General features: G+C 66.0%; 14 protein-coding genes and 1 pseudogene. 7 read left to right on the top strand and 8 right to left on the bottom strand.

Annotation, left to right across the window (positions count from 1 at the left end):
• Positions 1-86 precede the first annotated feature (86 nt).
• From N7422_RS08265 to N7422_RS08245, 5 genes are read right to left on the bottom strand one after another with little or no spacing between them, the layout of a single operon-like run.
• A complete protein-coding gene (locus N7422_RS08265; protein ID WP_279806087.1) occupies positions 87-464 on the bottom strand; it encodes a response regulator in 378 nt (125 codons plus the stop codon).
• Positions 465-508: 44 nt separating this feature from the next.
• Positions 509-1,735 (bottom strand): hybrid sensor histidine kinase/response regulator, encoded by a 1,227-nt coding sequence (locus N7422_RS08260; RefSeq protein WP_279806086.1) that lies wholly within the window; start codon positions 1,733-1,735, stop codon positions 509-511.
• The gene (locus N7422_RS08255; RefSeq protein WP_279806085.1) at positions 1,729-2,304 is read right to left on the bottom strand and encodes a chemotaxis protein CheB; all 576 of its coding nucleotides are present in this window, start codon (positions 2,302-2,304) and stop codon (positions 1,729-1,731) included. Before N7422_RS08255 ends, N7422_RS08260 begins: the two co-directional genes overlap by 7 nt.
• A complete protein-coding gene (locus N7422_RS08250; RefSeq protein WP_279806084.1) occupies positions 2,301-3,122 on the bottom strand; it encodes a protein-glutamate O-methyltransferase CheR in 822 nt (273 codons plus the stop codon). Before N7422_RS08250 ends, N7422_RS08255 begins: the two co-directional genes overlap by 4 nt.
• A 4-nt stretch (positions 3,123-3,126) precedes the next feature.
• Positions 3,127-6,594: a response regulator gene (locus N7422_RS08245; RefSeq protein ID WP_279806083.1), complete on the bottom strand. Its 3,468-nt coding sequence runs from the start codon at positions 6,592-6,594 to the stop codon at positions 3,127-3,129.
• A 255-nt stretch (positions 6,595-6,849) separates the two neighbouring features.
• Here N7422_RS08245 and N7422_RS08240 point away from each other — a divergent pair, with 255 nt between their 5' ends.
• The 3 genes from N7422_RS08240 to N7422_RS08230 all read left to right on the top strand — a co-directional run bounded on the left by N7422_RS08240 (position 6,850) and on the right by N7422_RS08230 (position 8,889).
• Positions 6,850-7,200 (top strand): response regulator, encoded by a 351-nt coding sequence (locus N7422_RS08240; protein WP_279806082.1) that lies wholly within the window; start codon positions 6,850-6,852, stop codon positions 7,198-7,200.
• Positions 7,201-7,311: 111 nt separating this feature from the next.
• Complete coding sequence (locus N7422_RS08235; RefSeq protein ID WP_279806081.1) at positions 7,312-8,229, top strand: AEC family transporter; 918 nt, start codon at positions 7,312-7,314, stop codon at positions 8,227-8,229.
• Positions 8,230-8,277: 48 nt separating this feature from the next.
• Positions 8,278-8,889 carry a cell wall hydrolase gene (locus N7422_RS08230; RefSeq protein WP_279806080.1) on the top strand — a complete coding sequence of 204 codons (612 nt, stop codon included), beginning with the start codon at positions 8,278-8,280 and terminating at the stop codon, positions 8,887-8,889.
• A 34-nt stretch (positions 8,890-8,923) separates the two neighbouring features.
• Here N7422_RS08230 and N7422_RS08225 read toward each other — a convergent pair whose 3' ends face one another.
• Positions 8,924-11,092, bottom strand: a complete 2,169-nt coding sequence (locus tag N7422_RS08225) for a TonB-dependent siderophore receptor (RefSeq protein WP_279806079.1) — start codon at positions 11,090-11,092, stop codon at positions 8,924-8,926.
• A 257-nt stretch (positions 11,093-11,349) separates the two neighbouring features.
• Here N7422_RS08225 and N7422_RS08220 point away from each other — a divergent pair, with 257 nt between their 5' ends.
• Positions 11,350-12,207 carry a CAP domain-containing protein gene (locus N7422_RS08220; RefSeq protein ID WP_279806078.1) on the top strand — a complete coding sequence of 286 codons (858 nt, stop codon included), beginning with the start codon at positions 11,350-11,352 and terminating at the stop codon, positions 12,205-12,207.
• Here N7422_RS08220 and N7422_RS08215 read toward each other — a convergent pair.
• A complete protein-coding gene (locus tag N7422_RS08215) occupies positions 12,174-13,181 on the bottom strand; it encodes a helix-turn-helix domain-containing protein (protein WP_279806077.1) in 1,008 nt (335 codons plus the stop codon). The genes N7422_RS08220 and N7422_RS08215 overlap by 34 nt on opposite strands.
• A gap of 99 nt (positions 13,182-13,280) precedes the next feature.
• Here N7422_RS08215 and N7422_RS08210 point away from each other — a divergent pair, with 99 nt between their 5' ends.
• Together N7422_RS08210 and N7422_RS08205 are read left to right on the top strand one after the other, a co-directional pair.
• On the top strand, positions 13,281-13,892 hold the full coding sequence (locus N7422_RS08210) for a LysE family translocator (protein WP_279806076.1): 612 nt from the start codon (positions 13,281-13,283) through the stop codon (positions 13,890-13,892).
• A gap of 52 nt (positions 13,893-13,944) precedes the next feature.
• A pseudogene (locus N7422_RS08205) lies at positions 13,945-14,273 on the top strand (cupin).
• On the opposite strand, the gene N7422_RS08200 reads toward N7422_RS08205, so the two are convergent.
• Complete coding sequence (locus tag N7422_RS08200) at positions 14,261-15,631, bottom strand: MATE family efflux transporter (RefSeq protein WP_279806075.1); 1,371 nt, start codon at positions 15,629-15,631, stop codon at positions 14,261-14,263. The pseudogene N7422_RS08205 and the gene N7422_RS08200 sit on opposite strands and share 13 nt — an antisense overlap.
• 103 nt (positions 15,632-15,734) lie before the next feature.
• Between N7422_RS08200 and N7422_RS08195 the strand changes: the two genes are divergently transcribed.
• Positions 15,735-16,328, top strand: coding sequence for a TetR/AcrR family transcriptional regulator (locus N7422_RS08195; RefSeq protein ID WP_279806074.1), 594 nt, complete (start codon positions 15,735-15,737; stop codon positions 16,326-16,328).
• Positions 16,329-16,371 lie beyond the last annotated feature (43 nt).

The raw sequence follows: 16,371 nt of genomic DNA, 5'->3' as shown, positions 1-16,371 counted from the left end.
CGATGTGCAAGGACGTCCGTGCAGCGGCGCATGGACCGCGGACATCGCGGCACCTGCCCCGGCAAACGTCCACCCTGGCTCAGCGGCTAGCGCAACAACGTCTGGATCTCCCCATGCAGCGTATCCAGGTCGAACGGCTTGGCCAGAATGGGCGCCCGCCGCGCGATCGGGCTCCCCGACTCGAGAATCTCCGCCGGATACCCACTGATGAAGATCACTTTCAAATCAGGCCGCAGTTTCACCGCCGGCTCGGCAATCTCCACGCCGGAAATCCCGCCCGGCAGGCGAAAATCGGTGACCATCAGATCCAGGTGCGGCTTGCTGGCCAGGATGGCGAACGCCTGCTCGCCATCCTCCGCCACCAGCACATGGTAGCCCTCACCCGCCAGGTAATCGCGCAGAATCATGCGAATCGCCGGTTCATCCTCGACGATCAGTACGACATCTTGTGCATCTTCACTCATGACAACGCCTTCGAATTCAACAGGTTGGCAATCAGACCCCAAGGCTACGCAGAGGTTGCCTGCGCCTGATCGCTGGATTGACGCACCGCCGGCAACGGCAGGTAGACGCTGAAGGCGGCACCCGCGCCCTCCTCGCTTTCCACCTGGATACGCCCACCGTGCGCCAGCACGATCTGCTCGGAAATGTACAGCCCCAGTCCCAGTCCACCGCTGGCCTGGTGCGCGGCCACACGCTCGAACTGCTGGAATATCCGCTGCTGGTTCTGCGCACTGATGCCGATGCCTTGGTCGCGCACCTGCACGCAGGCCATCGCACCGTCCTCGAACACCCGAACCTGCACCGGCTTGCGCTCGCCATAGCGCAAGGCATTGGACAACAGGTTGGCCAGCACCTGTTCGATACGAAACTCATCCCACTCGCCCCGCAAGGCCTGACAGCGCTCCAGCTCGATGCGGGTATCCAGGGCAGCGGCCTGGGCGGCGAAGTTTTCCACCAGGCCCTGCACCAGTTGCCCCAGATCGAAGGCCTTGGGCCGGATCGACAGCTTGCCGGTGCGAATCCGCGATACGTCGAGCATGTCCTCGACCAGGCGGATCAGGCTGTTTATCTGACGCTCGTCACGCTCGACCATCGCCTTGAGCTTGTCCTCGCTGAATGCCGTCAGATTGCCCCGCGACAAGTGCATGCGGCGCAGCTGGGTTTCGAGAATCAGGCCGTTGAGCGGCGTGCGCACCTCATGGGAAACGATCGACATGAAATCGTCGCGCATGCGCACCGCCCGTTCCAGCTCGCCACGGGCCAGTTGCAGCTGCGACAGCAACTGCTCCTGCTCTTCGCGGCTGCGTTCCAGCGCCTGCAGTTGCCGGTCGAGGGCCTTGCGCTGACGGAACAGGTCGACGAACACCGAGACCTTGCTCTTGACTGCCAGGGTATCCAGCGGCTTGTGCAGAAAGTCCACGGCCCCGCTTTCATAACCCTTGAAGGCGTAGTTCATCTCACGGCCTGCCGCGCTGACGAAGACGATGGGAATGCTGCGGGTCTTTTCCGTGCCGCGCATCAGCTCGGCCAGTTCGAAGCCGTTCATGCCGGGCATCTGCACGTCGAGGATGGCCAGGGCGAATTCGTGTTCGAGCAGCAGCGACAACGCCTGTTCCGCCGACTGGGCCTGATGCACCTCGCGGTCTGCGCCCTGGATCAGGGCGTCCAGCGCCAGCAGGTTTTCCGGCAGGTCGTCGACGATCAGCAGTTTGGCGGTGATATGGCTTAGCATGCGCGGGGTTCCAGGGTAGCGAGCAACTGCCCGATACCGCTCAGAGAAAGGATGTGGTCAGGGCTGTGCAGGGCCAGCGCGGCCTCCGGCATCAGCGCGACCTGTGCTTCGCGGGGGTCCTGCACGATTGTGCGCCCGCCGTTCTGTTTGATGCGCAACAGCCCTTGGGCGCCGTCTTCGTTGGCACCGGTGAGCAGCACGCCGAGCAGGTCCGGGCCATAGGCGTCGGCCGCCGAGGCGAAGAGAAAATCGATGGCTGGCCGGGAAAAATGCACCGGCGGCTCCTGGCTGAGCGAGAAGCTCAGGTCGCGCTCCACCGACAGGTGGTAGCCCGGCCCCGCCACGTAGATCAGGCCCGGCTCGACGCGGGCCTTGTCGACGGCCTCGCGCACCGGGCGGTGCAGGCGGCGCTGCAGCACTTGCGCCAGATGGCTGTGACGGTCCTCCGGCAGGTGCAGCACGCACAGTACCGGAATGGCGAAGCCAGCCGGCAGCGCGCCGAGCACGCTGAACAGCGCGGCAACGCCTCCCGCCGAGGCGCCGATGACGATCGCGCGCACGCCGTTCATACCTTGCGGTAGATCCGCTCGGGCCGCACCAGCGGCTCGAAGCGCTCGCCGTAGGCCGAGAAATCCACCGACTCCTTGCTGCCCAGCACCAGGAAGCCCCGGTGGCACAAGGAGTCGTGGAACAGCCCGAGGGCACGGTCCTGCAAGTCCTTGTTGAAATAGATCAGCACGTTGCGGCACGACACCAGCTGCGTTTCGGAGAACACGCTGTCGGTGGCCAGGCTGTGGTCGGCGAACGTCACGTTGTCGCGCAGGCTGCCGTCCATGATGGCGTTGCCATACGCGGCGGTGTAGTACTCGGCGAAGTCCCGGCGCCCGCCGGCCTTGCGATAGTTCTCTTCGTACTCGCGCATGCTCTGCATCGAATAGATGCCCTGCTTGGCCTTCTCCAGCGAGTGCGGGTTGATGTCGGTGGCATAGAGGATGGTGCGCTCCAGCAGCCCTTCCTCACGCAGCAGGATGGCCATGGAGTACACCTCCTCGCCCGTGCTGCAGCCGGCGATCCACACCTTGATCGACGGCCAGGTGCGCAGCAGCGGCACCACTTCGTTGCGCAGCGCGAGGAAGTGCCCGGGGTCGCGGAACATCTCGCTGACCGGGATCGTCAGGTACTGCAGCAGCTCCATGAACATGCCCGGGTCGTGCAGCACCCGTTCCTGCAGCGCCGATACGGTACGGCAGTCGAACTGGCGCAGGGCGTGGAGGATCCGGCGCTTGATCGAAGCCCCGGAGTAGTCGCGAAAATCGTAGCTGTACTTGAGGTAGATCGCCTCGATCAGCAGTCGGATCTCGATGTCGGTATTGCGTTCACTGGTCAAGATTTCAGATGCGCTCCAATTGCGGCAGCCAGACACGAATCAGCGAGAACAGGCGGTCCAGGTCGATCGGTTTGGCCAGGTAGTCGTTGGCGCCGGCCTGCAGGCAGCGCTGCTGGTCGTCCTTCATCGCCTTGGCGGTCACGGCGATGATCGGCAGCTTGCGCCAGCGCGGCTGCTGGCGGATCAGCCGGGTGGCCTCGTAGCCGTCCATCTCCGGCATCATCACGTCCATCAGCACCAGGTCGATGTCGTCGTTGGCCTCCAGGCACTCGAGGGCCTCGCGCCCGTTGCGGCCGATCTCGACGATCGCGCCCTTGTGCTCCAGGGCGCTGGTCAGGGCGAAGATGTTGCGTACGTCATCGTCCACCAGGAGGATCTTGCGCCCTTCGAAGACCTTGTCGCGGCTGCGCGCGGTCTTGAGCATGCGCTGACGTTCGTTGGACAGTTGCGACTCGACCTTGTGCAGGAACAGCGTCACTTCGTCGAGCAGGCGCTCCGGCGAGCGGGCGCCCTTGATGATGATCGAGCGCGAGTACTTGAGCAGGTCGGCCTCTTCCTCACGGGTGAGGTTGCGCCCGGTGTAGACGATCACCGGCGGGAAGCTGCGGATGTCTTCGGCGGTCATGCGCTTGAGCAGCTCGTTGCCGAGCATGTCGGGCAGCTTGAGGTCGATGATCATGCAGTCGTAGATGTTCTCGCGCAGCAGCGCCAGGGCATCCTGGGCCATGGCCACGGCGGTGATCTCGATGTCGTCGTCGCCGATCAGGCGGGCGATGCTCTCGCGCTGCAGGTCGTCGTCCTCCACCAGCAGGATCTTCTTGAGCTTCTGCGTGAGCTTGGCCTCCAGGCGGCCGAACACGGCCTTGAGTTCCTCGCGGCTGGTGGGCTTGACCGCGTAGCCCACCGCACCCATGTGCATGGCCGCCTCGACACGGTCCTCCACCGAGATGATGTGCACCGGAATGTGCCGGGTGCCGGCCTGCTCCTTCAGACGTTGCAGCACGGTCAGCCCGGAATGGTCGGGCAGGCGCATGTCCAGCAGGATGGCGTCGGGCAGGTAGCGGGCGGCGAGCTCGAAGCCCTCGTCGGCGGCGTGGGCGACCAGGCAGCTGTAGCCCAGTTCGTGGGCCAGGTCGTAGAGAATACGGGCGAAGTTCGGCTCATCCTCGATGACCAGGATGCAGCGGTTGGTGAACGGCGCCTGTTCCCGATCGTCAGCGAACGCCGCGGCCGGACGCTCGGGCCGCACGGGGGCCGGCACCTGGGGCGCCGGCGGCAGCTCATCGACGGTCGGGCGCAGGCTGTGCACTTCGGTCTGCTCTGTCGAAGGCTCGAAACGCTCGGGCAGGATCAGGCTGAACACGCTGCCCTGCCCCGGGCTGCTGTCGACGCTGATCTGACCGCCGAGCAGGTGCGCCAGGTCGCGGGAGATCGACAGGCCCAGGCCGGTGCCGCCGTAACGGCGGTTGCTGGTGCCGTCGACCTGGTGGAAGGCACCGAAGATCGCCTGTTGCTGGTCGGCGGCGATGCCGATCCCGGTGTCGCGCACGGCAAAGACGATGCCCAGGCCGGCCTGGTGGCTGATACGCAGGCTGACCTGGCCACGCTCGGTGAACTTGATGGCATTGGACAGCAGGTTCTTGAGGATCTGCTCCAGGCGCTGGCGGTCGGTGAACAGGGTCGGCGGCAGCGGTTGCTCGAGCTGCACATCGAAGGCCAGGCCCTTGTCCTGCGCCAATGGCCGGAACATGCCCCGCAAGCCTTCGACCAGACGCTCCAGTGGCGTGGTCTCGGCGCGCACCTCGAGCTTGCCCGCCTCGACCTTGGCAATGTCGAGGATGTCGTTGATCAGGTTGAGCAGGTCATTGCCGGCCGAATAGATCGACTCGGCGAACTTGACCTGCTCCTGGCTGAGGTTGCCCTCGCCGTTCTCGGCCAGCAACTTGGCCAGGATCAGCGAGCTGTTGAGTGGCGTGCGCAGCTCGTGGGACATGTTGGCGAGGAATTCGGACTTGTACTTGCTCGAGCGCTGCAGGTCGTCGGCGCGGGCCTGAAGCTCCAGCTGCGCCTGGTTGAGTTCGCTGTTCTTGCGGTCCAGGGCGTCGGTGCGCTCGGCCAGTTGTTCGTTGGTCTGCTCGAGTTCGGCCTGCTGGGTTTCCAGGTGCGCCTGGGACTCCTTGAGCACACGGGACTGCTCTTCGAGCTCTTCGTTGGCGGTCTTGAGTTCTTCCTGCTGGACCTGCAGTTCCTCGTTCAACTGCTGGGTCTCGGCGAGCACTTCCTGGAGGCGCTGGCGATAGCGCGCGCTCTCGATTGAGGTGCCGACGTTTTCCGCCACCCGTTCCAGCAGCTCGCTGTCGCGCGCCTGCAGCGGGCGCAGGAAACCCAGCTCGAGCACACCGTTGATGCGCCCGTCGTCCCTGGCCGGCATCAGCAGGCCGCTGCGCGGCAAGCCACTGCCCAGGCCCGAGCTAAGCCGGTAGTAGTCTTCGGGCAGGTCATCCAGGCGCAGCAAGCGGCCCTGCGTCACCGCCTGCCCCAACAGGCTGCCATGATCGCCCAGCCGTGGGTCGCGCCCCTGCTGCCCGGCATCCAGGCCATAACAGGCCACGCGCACCAGGTTGCCATGCTCGTCGCGCACATACAGCGCGCCGACCACACTGCCGAGGTAGCCGGCGAAGAAGCGCAGGATGTTGTCGCCCAGCATCGGCAGGGTTAGCTGGCCGAGCACCTGCTCGGCCAGCTGGGTCTGCCCGGCGCGCAGCCAGGCCTGGTGTTCCAGGCGCTCGGCGCTGCGCTGCTGGGCCTGCAGGTTGTCGACATAACTGTCGGACAAGGCCAGCAGGTCGCGGCGGCCCAGGTAGGCGAGCAAGGCGCTGAGGGCGACGATGAACAGCACGAAAGCGGTGATCGCCGTCACCGTGACATCGCTGACTTTCTGGTTGCGCGCCATGCGCAGTTGTTGTTCGGTGGCGACGAAGGCGTCGAATTCCTTGCGGATCTCGTCAGTGATGCGCTTGCCCCGACCATTGCCGATCGACACCTGATACTCGCCCTGGTTGCGGCGCAGACTGATCATCTCACTGGCGAACTCGTTCCAGGCCCGTTGCAGCGCCACCAGGCGGTCAATGCGGTCCACCTGCTGGGGGTTGTCCTCGACCATGCCGCGTAAGCTGTCGAGGCTGCTGAAGATACGCGGTTTGGCGACCTCGTAGGGATCGAGGAAGCGCTCGTCGCCGGTGATCAGGAAACCGCGCATGCCGGTCTCCATGTCGATCGACAGCTTGACCGTCTCGTTGGCATTGCCGATCACCCGGTCGGTGTGCTCGACCCATTGCATGGCCGAGAGCAGGTAGTTGATCACCGCGACAAACGCCACGGCCCCCAGGAGCCCCACGCCCAGGGGGAGGCCGACGTTGCGGCTGAGCAGCTTGCGGAAGCTGCGTTGATCCATCGAGGCTGCTTGAATCATCTGAAGGTGCCCGAGTGAAGAAATCCATTGAAACGATATGGCGGCTACGTCATGTAGGCATTGCCTGTGCCAGACCGACCGGGAAATACAGCGAGTCTAACCAGCTTTGGCCGATCTGGCAGGGCATTTAGCCAGTATTTGAAGGCGCTGTGCGCCAATCGTTCCATCTATTTGCCCAGGCCGTTAAGCTTGGGAACTTCTGCCACCGCCCCGGGCACAGAGTAGAGACAATCCACCGAAACAGGACCCCCCGCCATGCACCTTCTGGTAGTCGAAGACGACGACATCGTACGCATGCTGATAGTCGAAGTGCTCGACGAACTGGGCTACAGCGCCATCGAGGCGGACAGCGCCAACGCCGCCCTGAAGATTCTCGAAGACCCCAACACTGCCCTGGCCTTGCTGATGACCGACGTCGGCCTGCCCGACATGCGCGGCGAAGCCCTGGCCGCCAGGGCGCGGGTACTGCGCCCGCTGCTGCCCGTGTTGTTCGCCAGTGGCTACGCCGAAAGCGTCGAGGTGCCGCAGGGCATGCACCTGATCGGCAAGCCCTTCAGCATCGAGCAACTGCGCGCGAAGGTGATCGAGATTCTCGGCACCGTGTGACAGCCTCAGCGACCCTTAAGTTTTCCTCAACACTCGCTGCAGAAAACAACGTTTTTTTCTGTTCAACGTCAACATTACCCTGTGCCGGTACCCGACCACGGAACCGGCCCCATGCTCTCTCTGCTGCTGACGACCCTCGTCCCCATCATCCTGCTCATCGCCCTCGGCACCTGGCTGCGGGTTCGCGGCTTTCTCGCCGAGCATTTCTGGCCTGGTGCCGAGCGGCTGAGCTACTACGTGCTGCTGCCGTCGCTGTTCCTGCATGGCCTGGCCACCGCCAACCTCGACGGCGTACCGATACTCGGCATGGTCGGCGTGCTGATGCTCTCCACCCTGCTGGGCGCCTTGCTGCTGGTGCTGTACCAGGGCGCCGCCAGCCACGACGGCGCCGATTTCACCTCGGTGTTCCAGGGCGGCGTGCGCTTCAACAACTACATCGGCGCCACCCTGGCCGCCGGCATCTATGGCAGCGCCGGTATCGCCCTGGCGGCGGTGGCCAACGCCGCCATCGTGCCGTTGGTCAACCTGCTCTGCGTGCTGGTGTTCGCCCGTTTCAGCGCGCGTCACGCCTCACCGGCCAGCGTGCTCAAGGCGATCTTCGCCAACCCGTTGATCGTTGGCTGTGCCGGCGGCCTGCTGCTGCGGGTGACCGGCCTTGGGCTGCCGGCAGGGCTGGAGCCGACGGTCAAGGCGCTCGGCCAGGCTGCCTTGCCGCTGGGCTTGCTGTGCGTGGGCGCGGCACTCGGCGGCGCGCGCCTCGGCCAGCAGGTCAAACCCCTGGTGGCGGCATCGCTGTTCAAGTTCCTGGTCATGCCCGTCACCACCTGGGGCCTGTGTCGGCTGCTCGGCCTGGGCGGCCAGGCCGCGGTGGTGGCGGTGCTGTTCCAGGCCCTGCCCACGGCGTCCTCGTCCTATGTGATGGCGCGGCAGATGGGCGGCAATGCACCGCTGATGGCGACCATCATCGCCCTGCAGACCGTCGTCGCCGCCGCCACGCTGCCACTGGTGCTGAGCCTGACGCTGAATTGAAGCGGTACGGCTAGACTGTGCTCAGCCCACCCTTGCGGAATCTCGACCATGCGCCTTTCGTGGATTGTGTTCGGCCTGTCCCTGACCCTGTTCGCAGGCCCGATCCTCGCCGCCGACGAACAGAAGGCCGCGGTCGCCGAAGACAAGGCGCAGGTGCTGGAGGAAAAGGTGGTCGAGGATGCACCGCCACCGAAGAAACAGGAAATCCTGACCCCCAGCGAAGCCCAGGCGGTGGACCCCGCCGGCCAGGCGCCCATGGACGACAGCATCACCTGCCTGGCCCGCACCATCTACTGGGAGGCCAAGGGCGCCGACGCCCGGGACATGAGCGCCGTGGCCAGCGTGGTGCTCAACCGTCTGGGTCACGACGGTTTTCCCGACAGCATCTGCGGGGTGGTCAAGCAAGGCGTCGAGAGCAAAAGCTGCCAGTTCTCCTGGTGGTGCGACGGGCGCTCCGACCAGGTGGAAGAAGCCGAGCGCTATGCGGTCGCCAAGGAAATCGCGCGCAAGGCGCTGAACCAGCAGCTCAAGGACCCCACCGGCGGCGCCTTGTACTTCCACGACCGCAATGTCAGGCCCGACTGGGCCAAGGCCTACCGCAAGACGGCCGAGACCACGCACTTTCTGTTCTACAAGCCAAACCAGGCACTGGCCCGGTAGAAACCGGGCCGGCAAGCGATGAAAGCCGGACAGCTCAGAAGTCGATCGACCCCGAGAATTTCACCAGCCGTGGATCGCCCTGGGTCAGGTAGCCGCCGTTGGCCGACGCCCAGTAGTTCTTGTCCGTCAGGTTCTCGACATTGACCCGCAGGGTGACGTCCTTCTCCTGCACCCTGAACCGATACCGCGCGCCCACGTCGAAGCGATTCCAGGTCGGCAGGCTCAGGGTGTTGGCCGGGTTGGCGTACTGCCCGCCGGTGCGCAGCATGCGCGCATTGAGGGCCACGCCTTCGAGCCCCGGCACGTCCCAGTCGACGCTGGCGTTGAGCTGGAAGGTCGGCACGCCCACGGCATGATTGCCATCGGCGCTGCCACCCTGGGTGTTCTTCAGCTCGGTGTCCATGCGCGTGCCCCCGGCCATCAGGCGCAGGCCGCGCACGGGTTCGCCGAACACGCTGAGTTCGATGCCCTTGTTGACCTGCTCGCCGTCCTGGACGAACACATTGCCCTGGACGAAGCCATCGGTGGGCCGCTCGATGCGGAACACCGCCAGGTTGCCGCCAAAGCTTTGATAGTCGAGTTTCACACCTGCCTCGACCTGCTTGGTCTTGGCCGGCGGGAACACCTGGCCGACGTTGACCACCTGGCCCGAGGCCGTGGCGCCCTGGGCCAGGCCCTCGATGCGGTTGGCATACAGCGAGACCGACGGATTGAGCTTGTAGACGATGCCGTACACCGGGGTAGTGACCGCCTCGTCATAGAACGCGGTGCGCCCCAGGTCCGCCCCTGGGCCATCGTAGGCGTAGCCTTCGACCCGCAGCTGCTGACGCCGCACCCCTGCCGTGAGCAGCAGGGTGTCGTCGAACAGGCCCACGGTGTCGGACAACGCGATGCTGCGGTTGCGGGTCTTGCCGGTCACGCCCGGATCGTCCAGCTTGCCGCCGACGAAGGTCGGCGTGGTCGGTTTGGGCAATGGGTCGGTGCGGTAGATGTTGGTGGCTTGCGAGTTGTAGAAGACGAAGGCGTTCTCCTGCTGGGTCCAGATGCTCGCCGCGCCGATGTTCAGCTGGTGGCTCACCGGGCCGGTCTGGAAACGCCCATTGATACCGCCCATGAAGGTGGTGTTGTCTTCGTTGTGAGGAATCTTCGAGCCGCCGATGGTGGCCGCGCCCGTGGCAGCGTTGGTGAGAATCGGCGTGCCGTAGAAGCCGTTCTCGTGGGTGTGCTTGACGCCCCCCGCCAGGTAACCGCTCCAGTTGTCGTTGAAGTCGTAGTCGCCGCGGACCATGCCGAAGGTGTCCTCGGTCTCGGTCCAGGACCAGTCCTGGCCATAATTGTGGTCGGCGTCCGGCGCGCGCGGGATATCGGTCAGCCCCGCCCCCAGACGTACCGAGTTACGCAGGTGGTTGACCCGCTGCTTCTGGTAGCCGAAGTCGCCGGACAGGCGCACGTTGTCGCCGCGATAGTCGAGCCCGGCGACGAACAGCTTGCTGCGCTGGTCCTGGTCGTCCACCGCCGTCTCGCCCTCGCGCTGGGACAGGTTCAGGCGCACGCCGAACCGGTTGTCCTCGCCGAAACGCTGACCGATGTCCAGATGCTCGCCGATGCGCCCATCGCTGCTGATGTCCTGGGTATAGCGGCGGGTCGGCGTATCGCCGGCACGCTTGGGTTGCAGGTTGACGTTGCCGCCCAGGCCGGTGCCGGTGGGGCTGGCGCCGTTGAGGAAGGCATTGGGCCCCTTGAACACCTCGACCCGCTCCACGGCGTCGGTGGAGATCATCTGCCGTGGCAGCACGCCGTACAGGCCATTGAACGCGACATCATCCCCGCTGAGCGGCAGGCCCCGAATGACGAAGACCTGGGACTGGTTGCCGAAGCCGAACGACTGGCGCACCGATGGGTCGTTGAGCAGCACGTCGCCGACGTCCTCGGCCTGCTGGTCCTGGATCAGCTGCGCGGTGTAGCTGGTCATGGTGAACGGCACGTCCATCATGTCCTGGTTGCCCAGCACGCCCATCTGCCCGCCCCGGGCCACCTGACCGCCCGCATAGACCTCGGGCAGCTCGCCGCGCGGCGCCTTGGCGGCTTCGGCGTTGATGGCGGTGGCATCCAGCTCGATGGGGCCATCGGCGCCCAGGGCGTTGACGGCAACGGAACAGCACAAGGCCAGCAGAGTCGATTGATACGGGCAGGGTCGCGCCATGCAAGGCTCCAGAGGGTGAGTGAGAGCCTTCCTGGCGGATGAGAAACCTGAAACTACTGAGTAGCGTTTCTAGCTGATATTACGAATTATTTCCAAACAGTCGCACTTTTTCTCCGACCAGCGGTCTACTTCCTCTTATGCCGCCAGCACTGATTGTCGACATTGTTTTCGCACCGCACATCGCCGGGCCAAAAGCCGTGCGCTTGTGTAGGATGAGCAGCGCAGATCCAGACGCTGCCAGTTACAGGGAGATCCACATGCGCGTCCCATCCGTTGCCTGCCTCCTCGGCCTGTCGCTGGGCCTGCTCGCCTCGACCAGCGCCCTGGCCATCACCGGCGAAGAGGCGCAACTGATCGATACGATCAATGCTTACCGCAGCCAGGCCCAGCGCTGCGGTGGCGAAGCTTCGCTGGAGCTGCCACCGCTCAACAGCGACACCCGCCTAGCCCTGTCGCCGGAAGGTACCCGCGACCTGCAACAGGCCATGACCCGCGCCGCCTACCCCATGGTCAACGTGCAGGCCATCAGCCTGTCCGGCCCGCGTGACGCCAAGGCGGCCATGAAGGCCATCGAGGAAAGTTTCTGCCAGGTGGTGCTCGACCCGCAGTTCGTCGATATCGGCGTCAGCCAGGAAGGCCGCGACTGGCGCATCGTCCTGGCCCGGCCATTGCTCAGTGGGCGCCTGGGCGACTGGCAGGCCGAAGGGCAGAAGCTGCTGCAGGAGGTCAACGCCGCACGCAACCTCCCCCGCCAGTGTGGCGGCCAGCCCTTCCCCGCCGCCCCGGCGCTGAGCTGGAACACGATGCTGGCCGGCGTCGCCGCCAACCATACCCGGGCCATGGCCAACCAGAATTTCTTCGACCACCTCGACCGCGACGGCCGTACCCCTGGCGACCGGGCGGAGCTGGCCGGCTACCTGTACCGGCAGATCGGCGAGAACATCGCCGCCGGGCGCGATACCGCGCGCAAGGTGGTCGATGGCTGGCTGGCCAGTCCTGGACACTGCGCCACCTTGATGAACCCGGACTACCGCGAGTTGGGCGCGGCCTATGCGGTGGATCCGAAGAGCGATGCCGGGATCTACTGGACGGGGTTGTTCGGCACACCGCAATAAGCGTCTGACAGGGCCGACCTGCGCAACGCCTGCGCCGTGCAGCCAAAGCGCCGCCGCAGCCATTTGCCCAGCTGGCTGGCGTCTGCCATTCCCACTTCATCGGCAATCTGCGCCAGGCTGTGGCTGGAGTTGAGCAGGCGCCAGCGTGCCTGCTGCAGGCGCATCTCCAGCCACCAGGCCTTGGCGCTCATGCCATGGCACGCCTGGAACTGGCGATCCAATTGCCGCCGACTGATGCCCAACTGCGCCGCCAGCGCCTCGACAGGCAAGCTCGCTGCCAGGTGGTGGCGCATCAGCGCCGTGGCACGCTGCACCTGGCGCCCCTGTGCCGACCCGAGCTCCAGCGAGCGCAAGGCGTGGCGACTGTCACGGCTTTCGTCCACCAGCATGTCGGCCAAGCCCTTGAGCGCCCGGGCGCGGCCACTGGCGCGGGCGATCAGCTCCACCGCCAGGTCGATGGCCGCAGTGCCGCCGGCACAGGTGACACGCGCACCGTCGAAGCAATAGAGCTGCCCGGTAAGCAATTGCACACGGGGAAACGCCACCCGGAACTCGGCCTCATGGCGCCAGTGCACCACCACCTTGTGGCCGTCCAGCAGGCCGCAGGCGGCCAGCAGGAACGCCGCGTTGTCGACGCATGCCAGCTTCACCCCGGCCTTCGCCGCCCGCTTGAGCAAGGCCTTGTAGCGCGGCGCCAGAGCCGCCGTGGCACTGGCATTGCGCCCGCCGAACAGCACCAGGTAGTCGTGTTCGCGCCAATCCACCTGATCGTGGGCAACCTCGACCTGCACGACGGCTCCACTGCTCGACGCCACAGGCTCCAGGTCCAGGCCCATCACCGTCCAGCGGCAGTAGCGCTGGCGACTGTAGTCCTCGTCATCCGCGGAGAAACGCAGCTTGTCGAGGAAGGCGCCAAAAGGCAGCAAGGCGAACTCCGGCAGCGGCAGGATCAGCAGGCGCAGGTCGGGCGTCATGAGGAATGTCCAGGTATGACCATGAAATGTCCGAATACTACCCTCTAAACCCTCCACCCTGCCCTACACTGGCGCCCTGGATCATCACTAGGCATCTCCATGGCGCTCGACACCTGGCTTCTCTACCTGCTCGCCAGCATCGGCCTGTCGCTGACCCCCGGTCCGAACAGCCTGCTGGCCCTGACCCACGGCGCGCTGTATGGCGCCCGCCGCACGCTGTTCACCATCCTCGGCGGCGTGCTGGGCTTCGGCACGCTGATCGCCCTGGCCATGTTCGGCCTGAGCGCGCTGCTGCAGACCTCGGCCTCGGTGCTGACGGTGCTCAAGTGGGTGGGCGGCGCCTACCTGCTGTGGCTGGGCATCCAGCTCTGGCGCACGCCGGCGCTGCAGCTCGAGCAGGCCCGGGGCGACACCCGGCTGAGCAACGCCGGGCTGTTCCGCCAGGGCTGCCTGTCGGCGCTGGCCAACCCCAAGGTGTTGTTGTTCTATGGCGCCTTCCTGCCGCAGTTCATCGACCCGCAACGTGGCCTGCTGGTGCAGTTCGTGGTGATGGCGACGACGTTCGTCAGCATCGAGTTCCTCGTCGAGTACCTGCTGGCGCGCCTGGCGTATCGCGTCCGCCCCTGGCTGGCCAAGGGCGGCCGAGGCTTCAATCGCTGCTGTGGGAGCCTGTTCGCGCTGATCGGCGTGGCGTTGCCGCTGGGGCGCTGAAGCGGTCACTGCCTACACTCACGTGCAACAATCACCTCCACGCGAGCCGTTCATGACCGACAACCTGTTCGCCGCCCTGCCCCCGCTGGCAGCAAACGCTGAAGAACAGTTCACCGAGCTGCTCCGACGCCCGGGTCTGCGCGTCGAGCGCATCGTTTCCAGCGGCCAGGCCAGCCCACCGGGGTTCTGGTACGACCAGGCCGAAGGCGAATGGGTGGTGTTGCTCAGCGGCAGCGCCTCGTGCGCCTGGCGCACGAGGCGCAGACCCGCGTGCTGCGCCCCGGTGATCATCTGGACATCCCGCCCCACTGCCACCATCGCGTGGAATGGACCGAGCCCGGCGTGGCCACGGTATGGCTGGCCGTGTTCTACCGAGGCTGAGCCAGCGCCGCCGTGACCGGCAGCGCCTGCAGCCGGTAGAAGCGCCATGGCAGCAGCACCGCCGCGACGGTCAGGCCGCAGGCGAAGCCAACCCACACACCCACGGCGCCCAGGGACGAGTGGAAGGCGAGCCAGTAGCTCAGCGGCAGCGCCAGCAGCCAGTAGCTGACCAGGGTCACCCCCACCGGCCAGCGATAGTCCTGCAATCCACGCAAGGCCCCCAGCGCGGTGGACTGCAGGCCGTCGGCCACCTGCATGGCCGCGACCACCACGAACATCGGCACCGCGATGGCGATCACCTGCGGATCGTCGCTCATGGCTTCGGCGATGCGCCGCCCGAACAGCGCCAGCAGCACGGTGGCCACCAGCATCCAGGCGGTGACACTGGCGAAGGTGGCGCTGCCGATGGCCCGGATGCGCGCCGTCTCGCCCCGTCCCTGGGCCTGGCTGATGCGAATGCTCACCGCCGCGGCCATGCCCAGCGGCAGCATGTACAGCAACGCGCCGATCGATTGCACCACCTGGTTGGCGGCCAGCGCCGCATTGCCCAGCCAGCCAAGCATCCAGGCCGCGATCACCACCGCGCCCGCTTCGGCCAGGTAACCCAGGCCCAGCGGCCAGCCTTCGCCCAGCAGCGTGCGCCAGGCCAGCCGTGGCCCGCGCGGCGCCTGGCGATAGCGCGCCAGCGACGGCGCCAGGCACCAGTAGGCCAACGCCAGCAGCACCGCCAGCGATTCGGCGATCACTCCGGCGATACCTGCCCCCACCAACCCCAGCGCCGGCAAGCCGAAATGCCCATGGATCAGGCCATAGCTCAGCGGAATGTTGAACAGTACCGCGCTCATCACCAGCAGCACGCCCGTCCAGGGCCGGCCGATGGCCTCCAGTACATCCTTGAACACCACGGCCAGGCAATACGGGATCAGGAACACCGCCATCGCCTGCCAGTACGGCGTCAGCAGCGCCACGTCCGGCAGCGGCACGCCCAGCCATTGCACCGCGTGCAGGCTGGCGAGCATCGCCAGGCAACCGAGGATGCCGACCAGCAGGCCGTAACCCAACCCGGCGCGCAAGGTGCGGGCCACGGCAGCAGGGTCGTCGGCGCCAAAGGCATGACCGACCCGCACGCTGAGGGTGGCGAGCATGCCGTACAACCCGGCATGGAAAATCAGCCCTGCGCTGCTGGTCAACGCGACACAGGCCAGCACCACGGTCCCCAGCGAGGCCAGCAGCACGGTGTCGGTCAGGCTGATCAGTTCGGCCGCCGACAGGCCCAGCACCAGCGGGAGCGCCAGACGCAGCAGGCCGGGCAACTCGCCCAGCCAGCCGATGCGTTTGCGCGAAACGAGAGCGGTCACGGTAAGAAACCTCCAATTGACATACGCTGCGTATGCTAATGCCATTTATTGACATACGCAACGTATGCTAATTTGCGTCCATCGCCTTTTGCCGGAGCCCTCCATGCCCAACCCTCGCCGCAGCCGCGCCGCCATGAGCGCGGACACCACCGAACGGCTGATCGCCGTCGCCCGTCGCCAGTTCGCCGAGAAAGGCTTTGCCGCCGTGGTGATGGACGAGCTGTGCGCCGAGGCCGACCTGACCCGCGGCGCCCTGCACCACCACTTCGGCGGCAAGGCCGGGCTGTTCAGCGCCGTGGTGCAGCACCTGCTCGACGAGATCAATCTGGCGATCGATGCCCGCTACGCCACCCACGACGATCCGTGGGAGGGCTACATCGACACCTGCCTGTACTACTACGACCTGCTGCACGAGCCGGCCTTGCGCCGCATCCTGCTGCAGGATGCCCCCGCCGTGCTGGGCCCACGCCTGCGTGAACTGGAGGAAGCCAGCTACATCGGGCCCATGGCCCAGGGGCTGGTGGAACTGCAGCAGGCCGGCCGGCTGCGCGACTTCGATGCGGTGGCCATGGCCCACCTGATCAACGGGGCGATGGGCGACAGCGGCATGTGGATGATCGCCCAGGACGATCCACAGGCGGCGGCGCAGCGGGTGAAGGGCGCGTTGCGCTGCCTGATGGAGGGGCTGCAGGCCTGAGTTCATGCTGGTGGCGTCGACCTGTAGGAGCGGCCTTGTGTCG

Source organism: Pseudomonas sp. GD04091 (assembly GCF_029836165.1).
GTDB lineage: Bacteria > Pseudomonadota > Gammaproteobacteria > Pseudomonadales > Pseudomonadaceae > Aquipseudomonas.
This window is presented reverse-complemented; position numbering and strand designations above follow the sequence as displayed.

Bases quoted from the DNA above. Each gene is read 5' to 3' on its own strand.
- N7422_RS08230 (WP_279806080.1), top strand. From the start codon at position 8,278: ATGCGCCTTTCGTGGATTGTGTTCGGCCTGTCCCTGACCCTGTTCGCA.
- N7422_RS08225 (WP_279806079.1), bottom strand. From the start codon at position 11,092: ATGGCGCGACCCTGCCCGTATCAATCGACTCTGCTGGCCTTGTGCTGT.
- N7422_RS08255 (WP_279806085.1), bottom strand. From the start codon at position 2,304: ATGAACGGCGTGCGCGCGATCGTCATCGGCGCCTCGGCGGGAGGCGTT.
- N7422_RS08240 (WP_279806082.1), top strand. From the start codon at position 6,850: ATGCACCTTCTGGTAGTCGAAGACGACGACATCGTACGCATGCTGATA.
- N7422_RS08210 (WP_279806076.1), top strand. From the start codon at position 13,281: ATGGCGCTCGACACCTGGCTTCTCTACCTGCTCGCCAGCATCGGCCTG.
- N7422_RS08220 (WP_279806078.1), top strand. From the start codon at position 11,350: ATGCGCGTCCCATCCGTTGCCTGCCTCCTCGGCCTGTCGCTGGGCCTG.
- N7422_RS08235 (WP_279806081.1), top strand. From the start codon at position 7,312: ATGCTCTCTCTGCTGCTGACGACCCTCGTCCCCATCATCCTGCTCATC.
- N7422_RS08260 (WP_279806086.1), bottom strand. From the start codon at position 1,735: ATGCTAAGCCATATCACCGCCAAACTGCTGATCGTCGACGACCTGCCG.
- N7422_RS08245 (WP_279806083.1), bottom strand. From the start codon at position 6,594: ATGATTCAAGCAGCCTCGATGGATCAACGCAGCTTCCGCAAGCTGCTC.
- N7422_RS08195 (WP_279806074.1), top strand. From the start codon at position 15,735: ATGCCCAACCCTCGCCGCAGCCGCGCCGCCATGAGCGCGGACACCACC.
- N7422_RS08215 (WP_279806077.1), bottom strand. From the start codon at position 13,181: ATGACGCCCGACCTGCGCCTGCTGATCCTGCCGCTGCCGGAGTTCGCC.
- N7422_RS08265 (WP_279806087.1), bottom strand. From the start codon at position 464: ATGAGTGAAGATGCACAAGATGTCGTACTGATCGTCGAGGATGAACCG.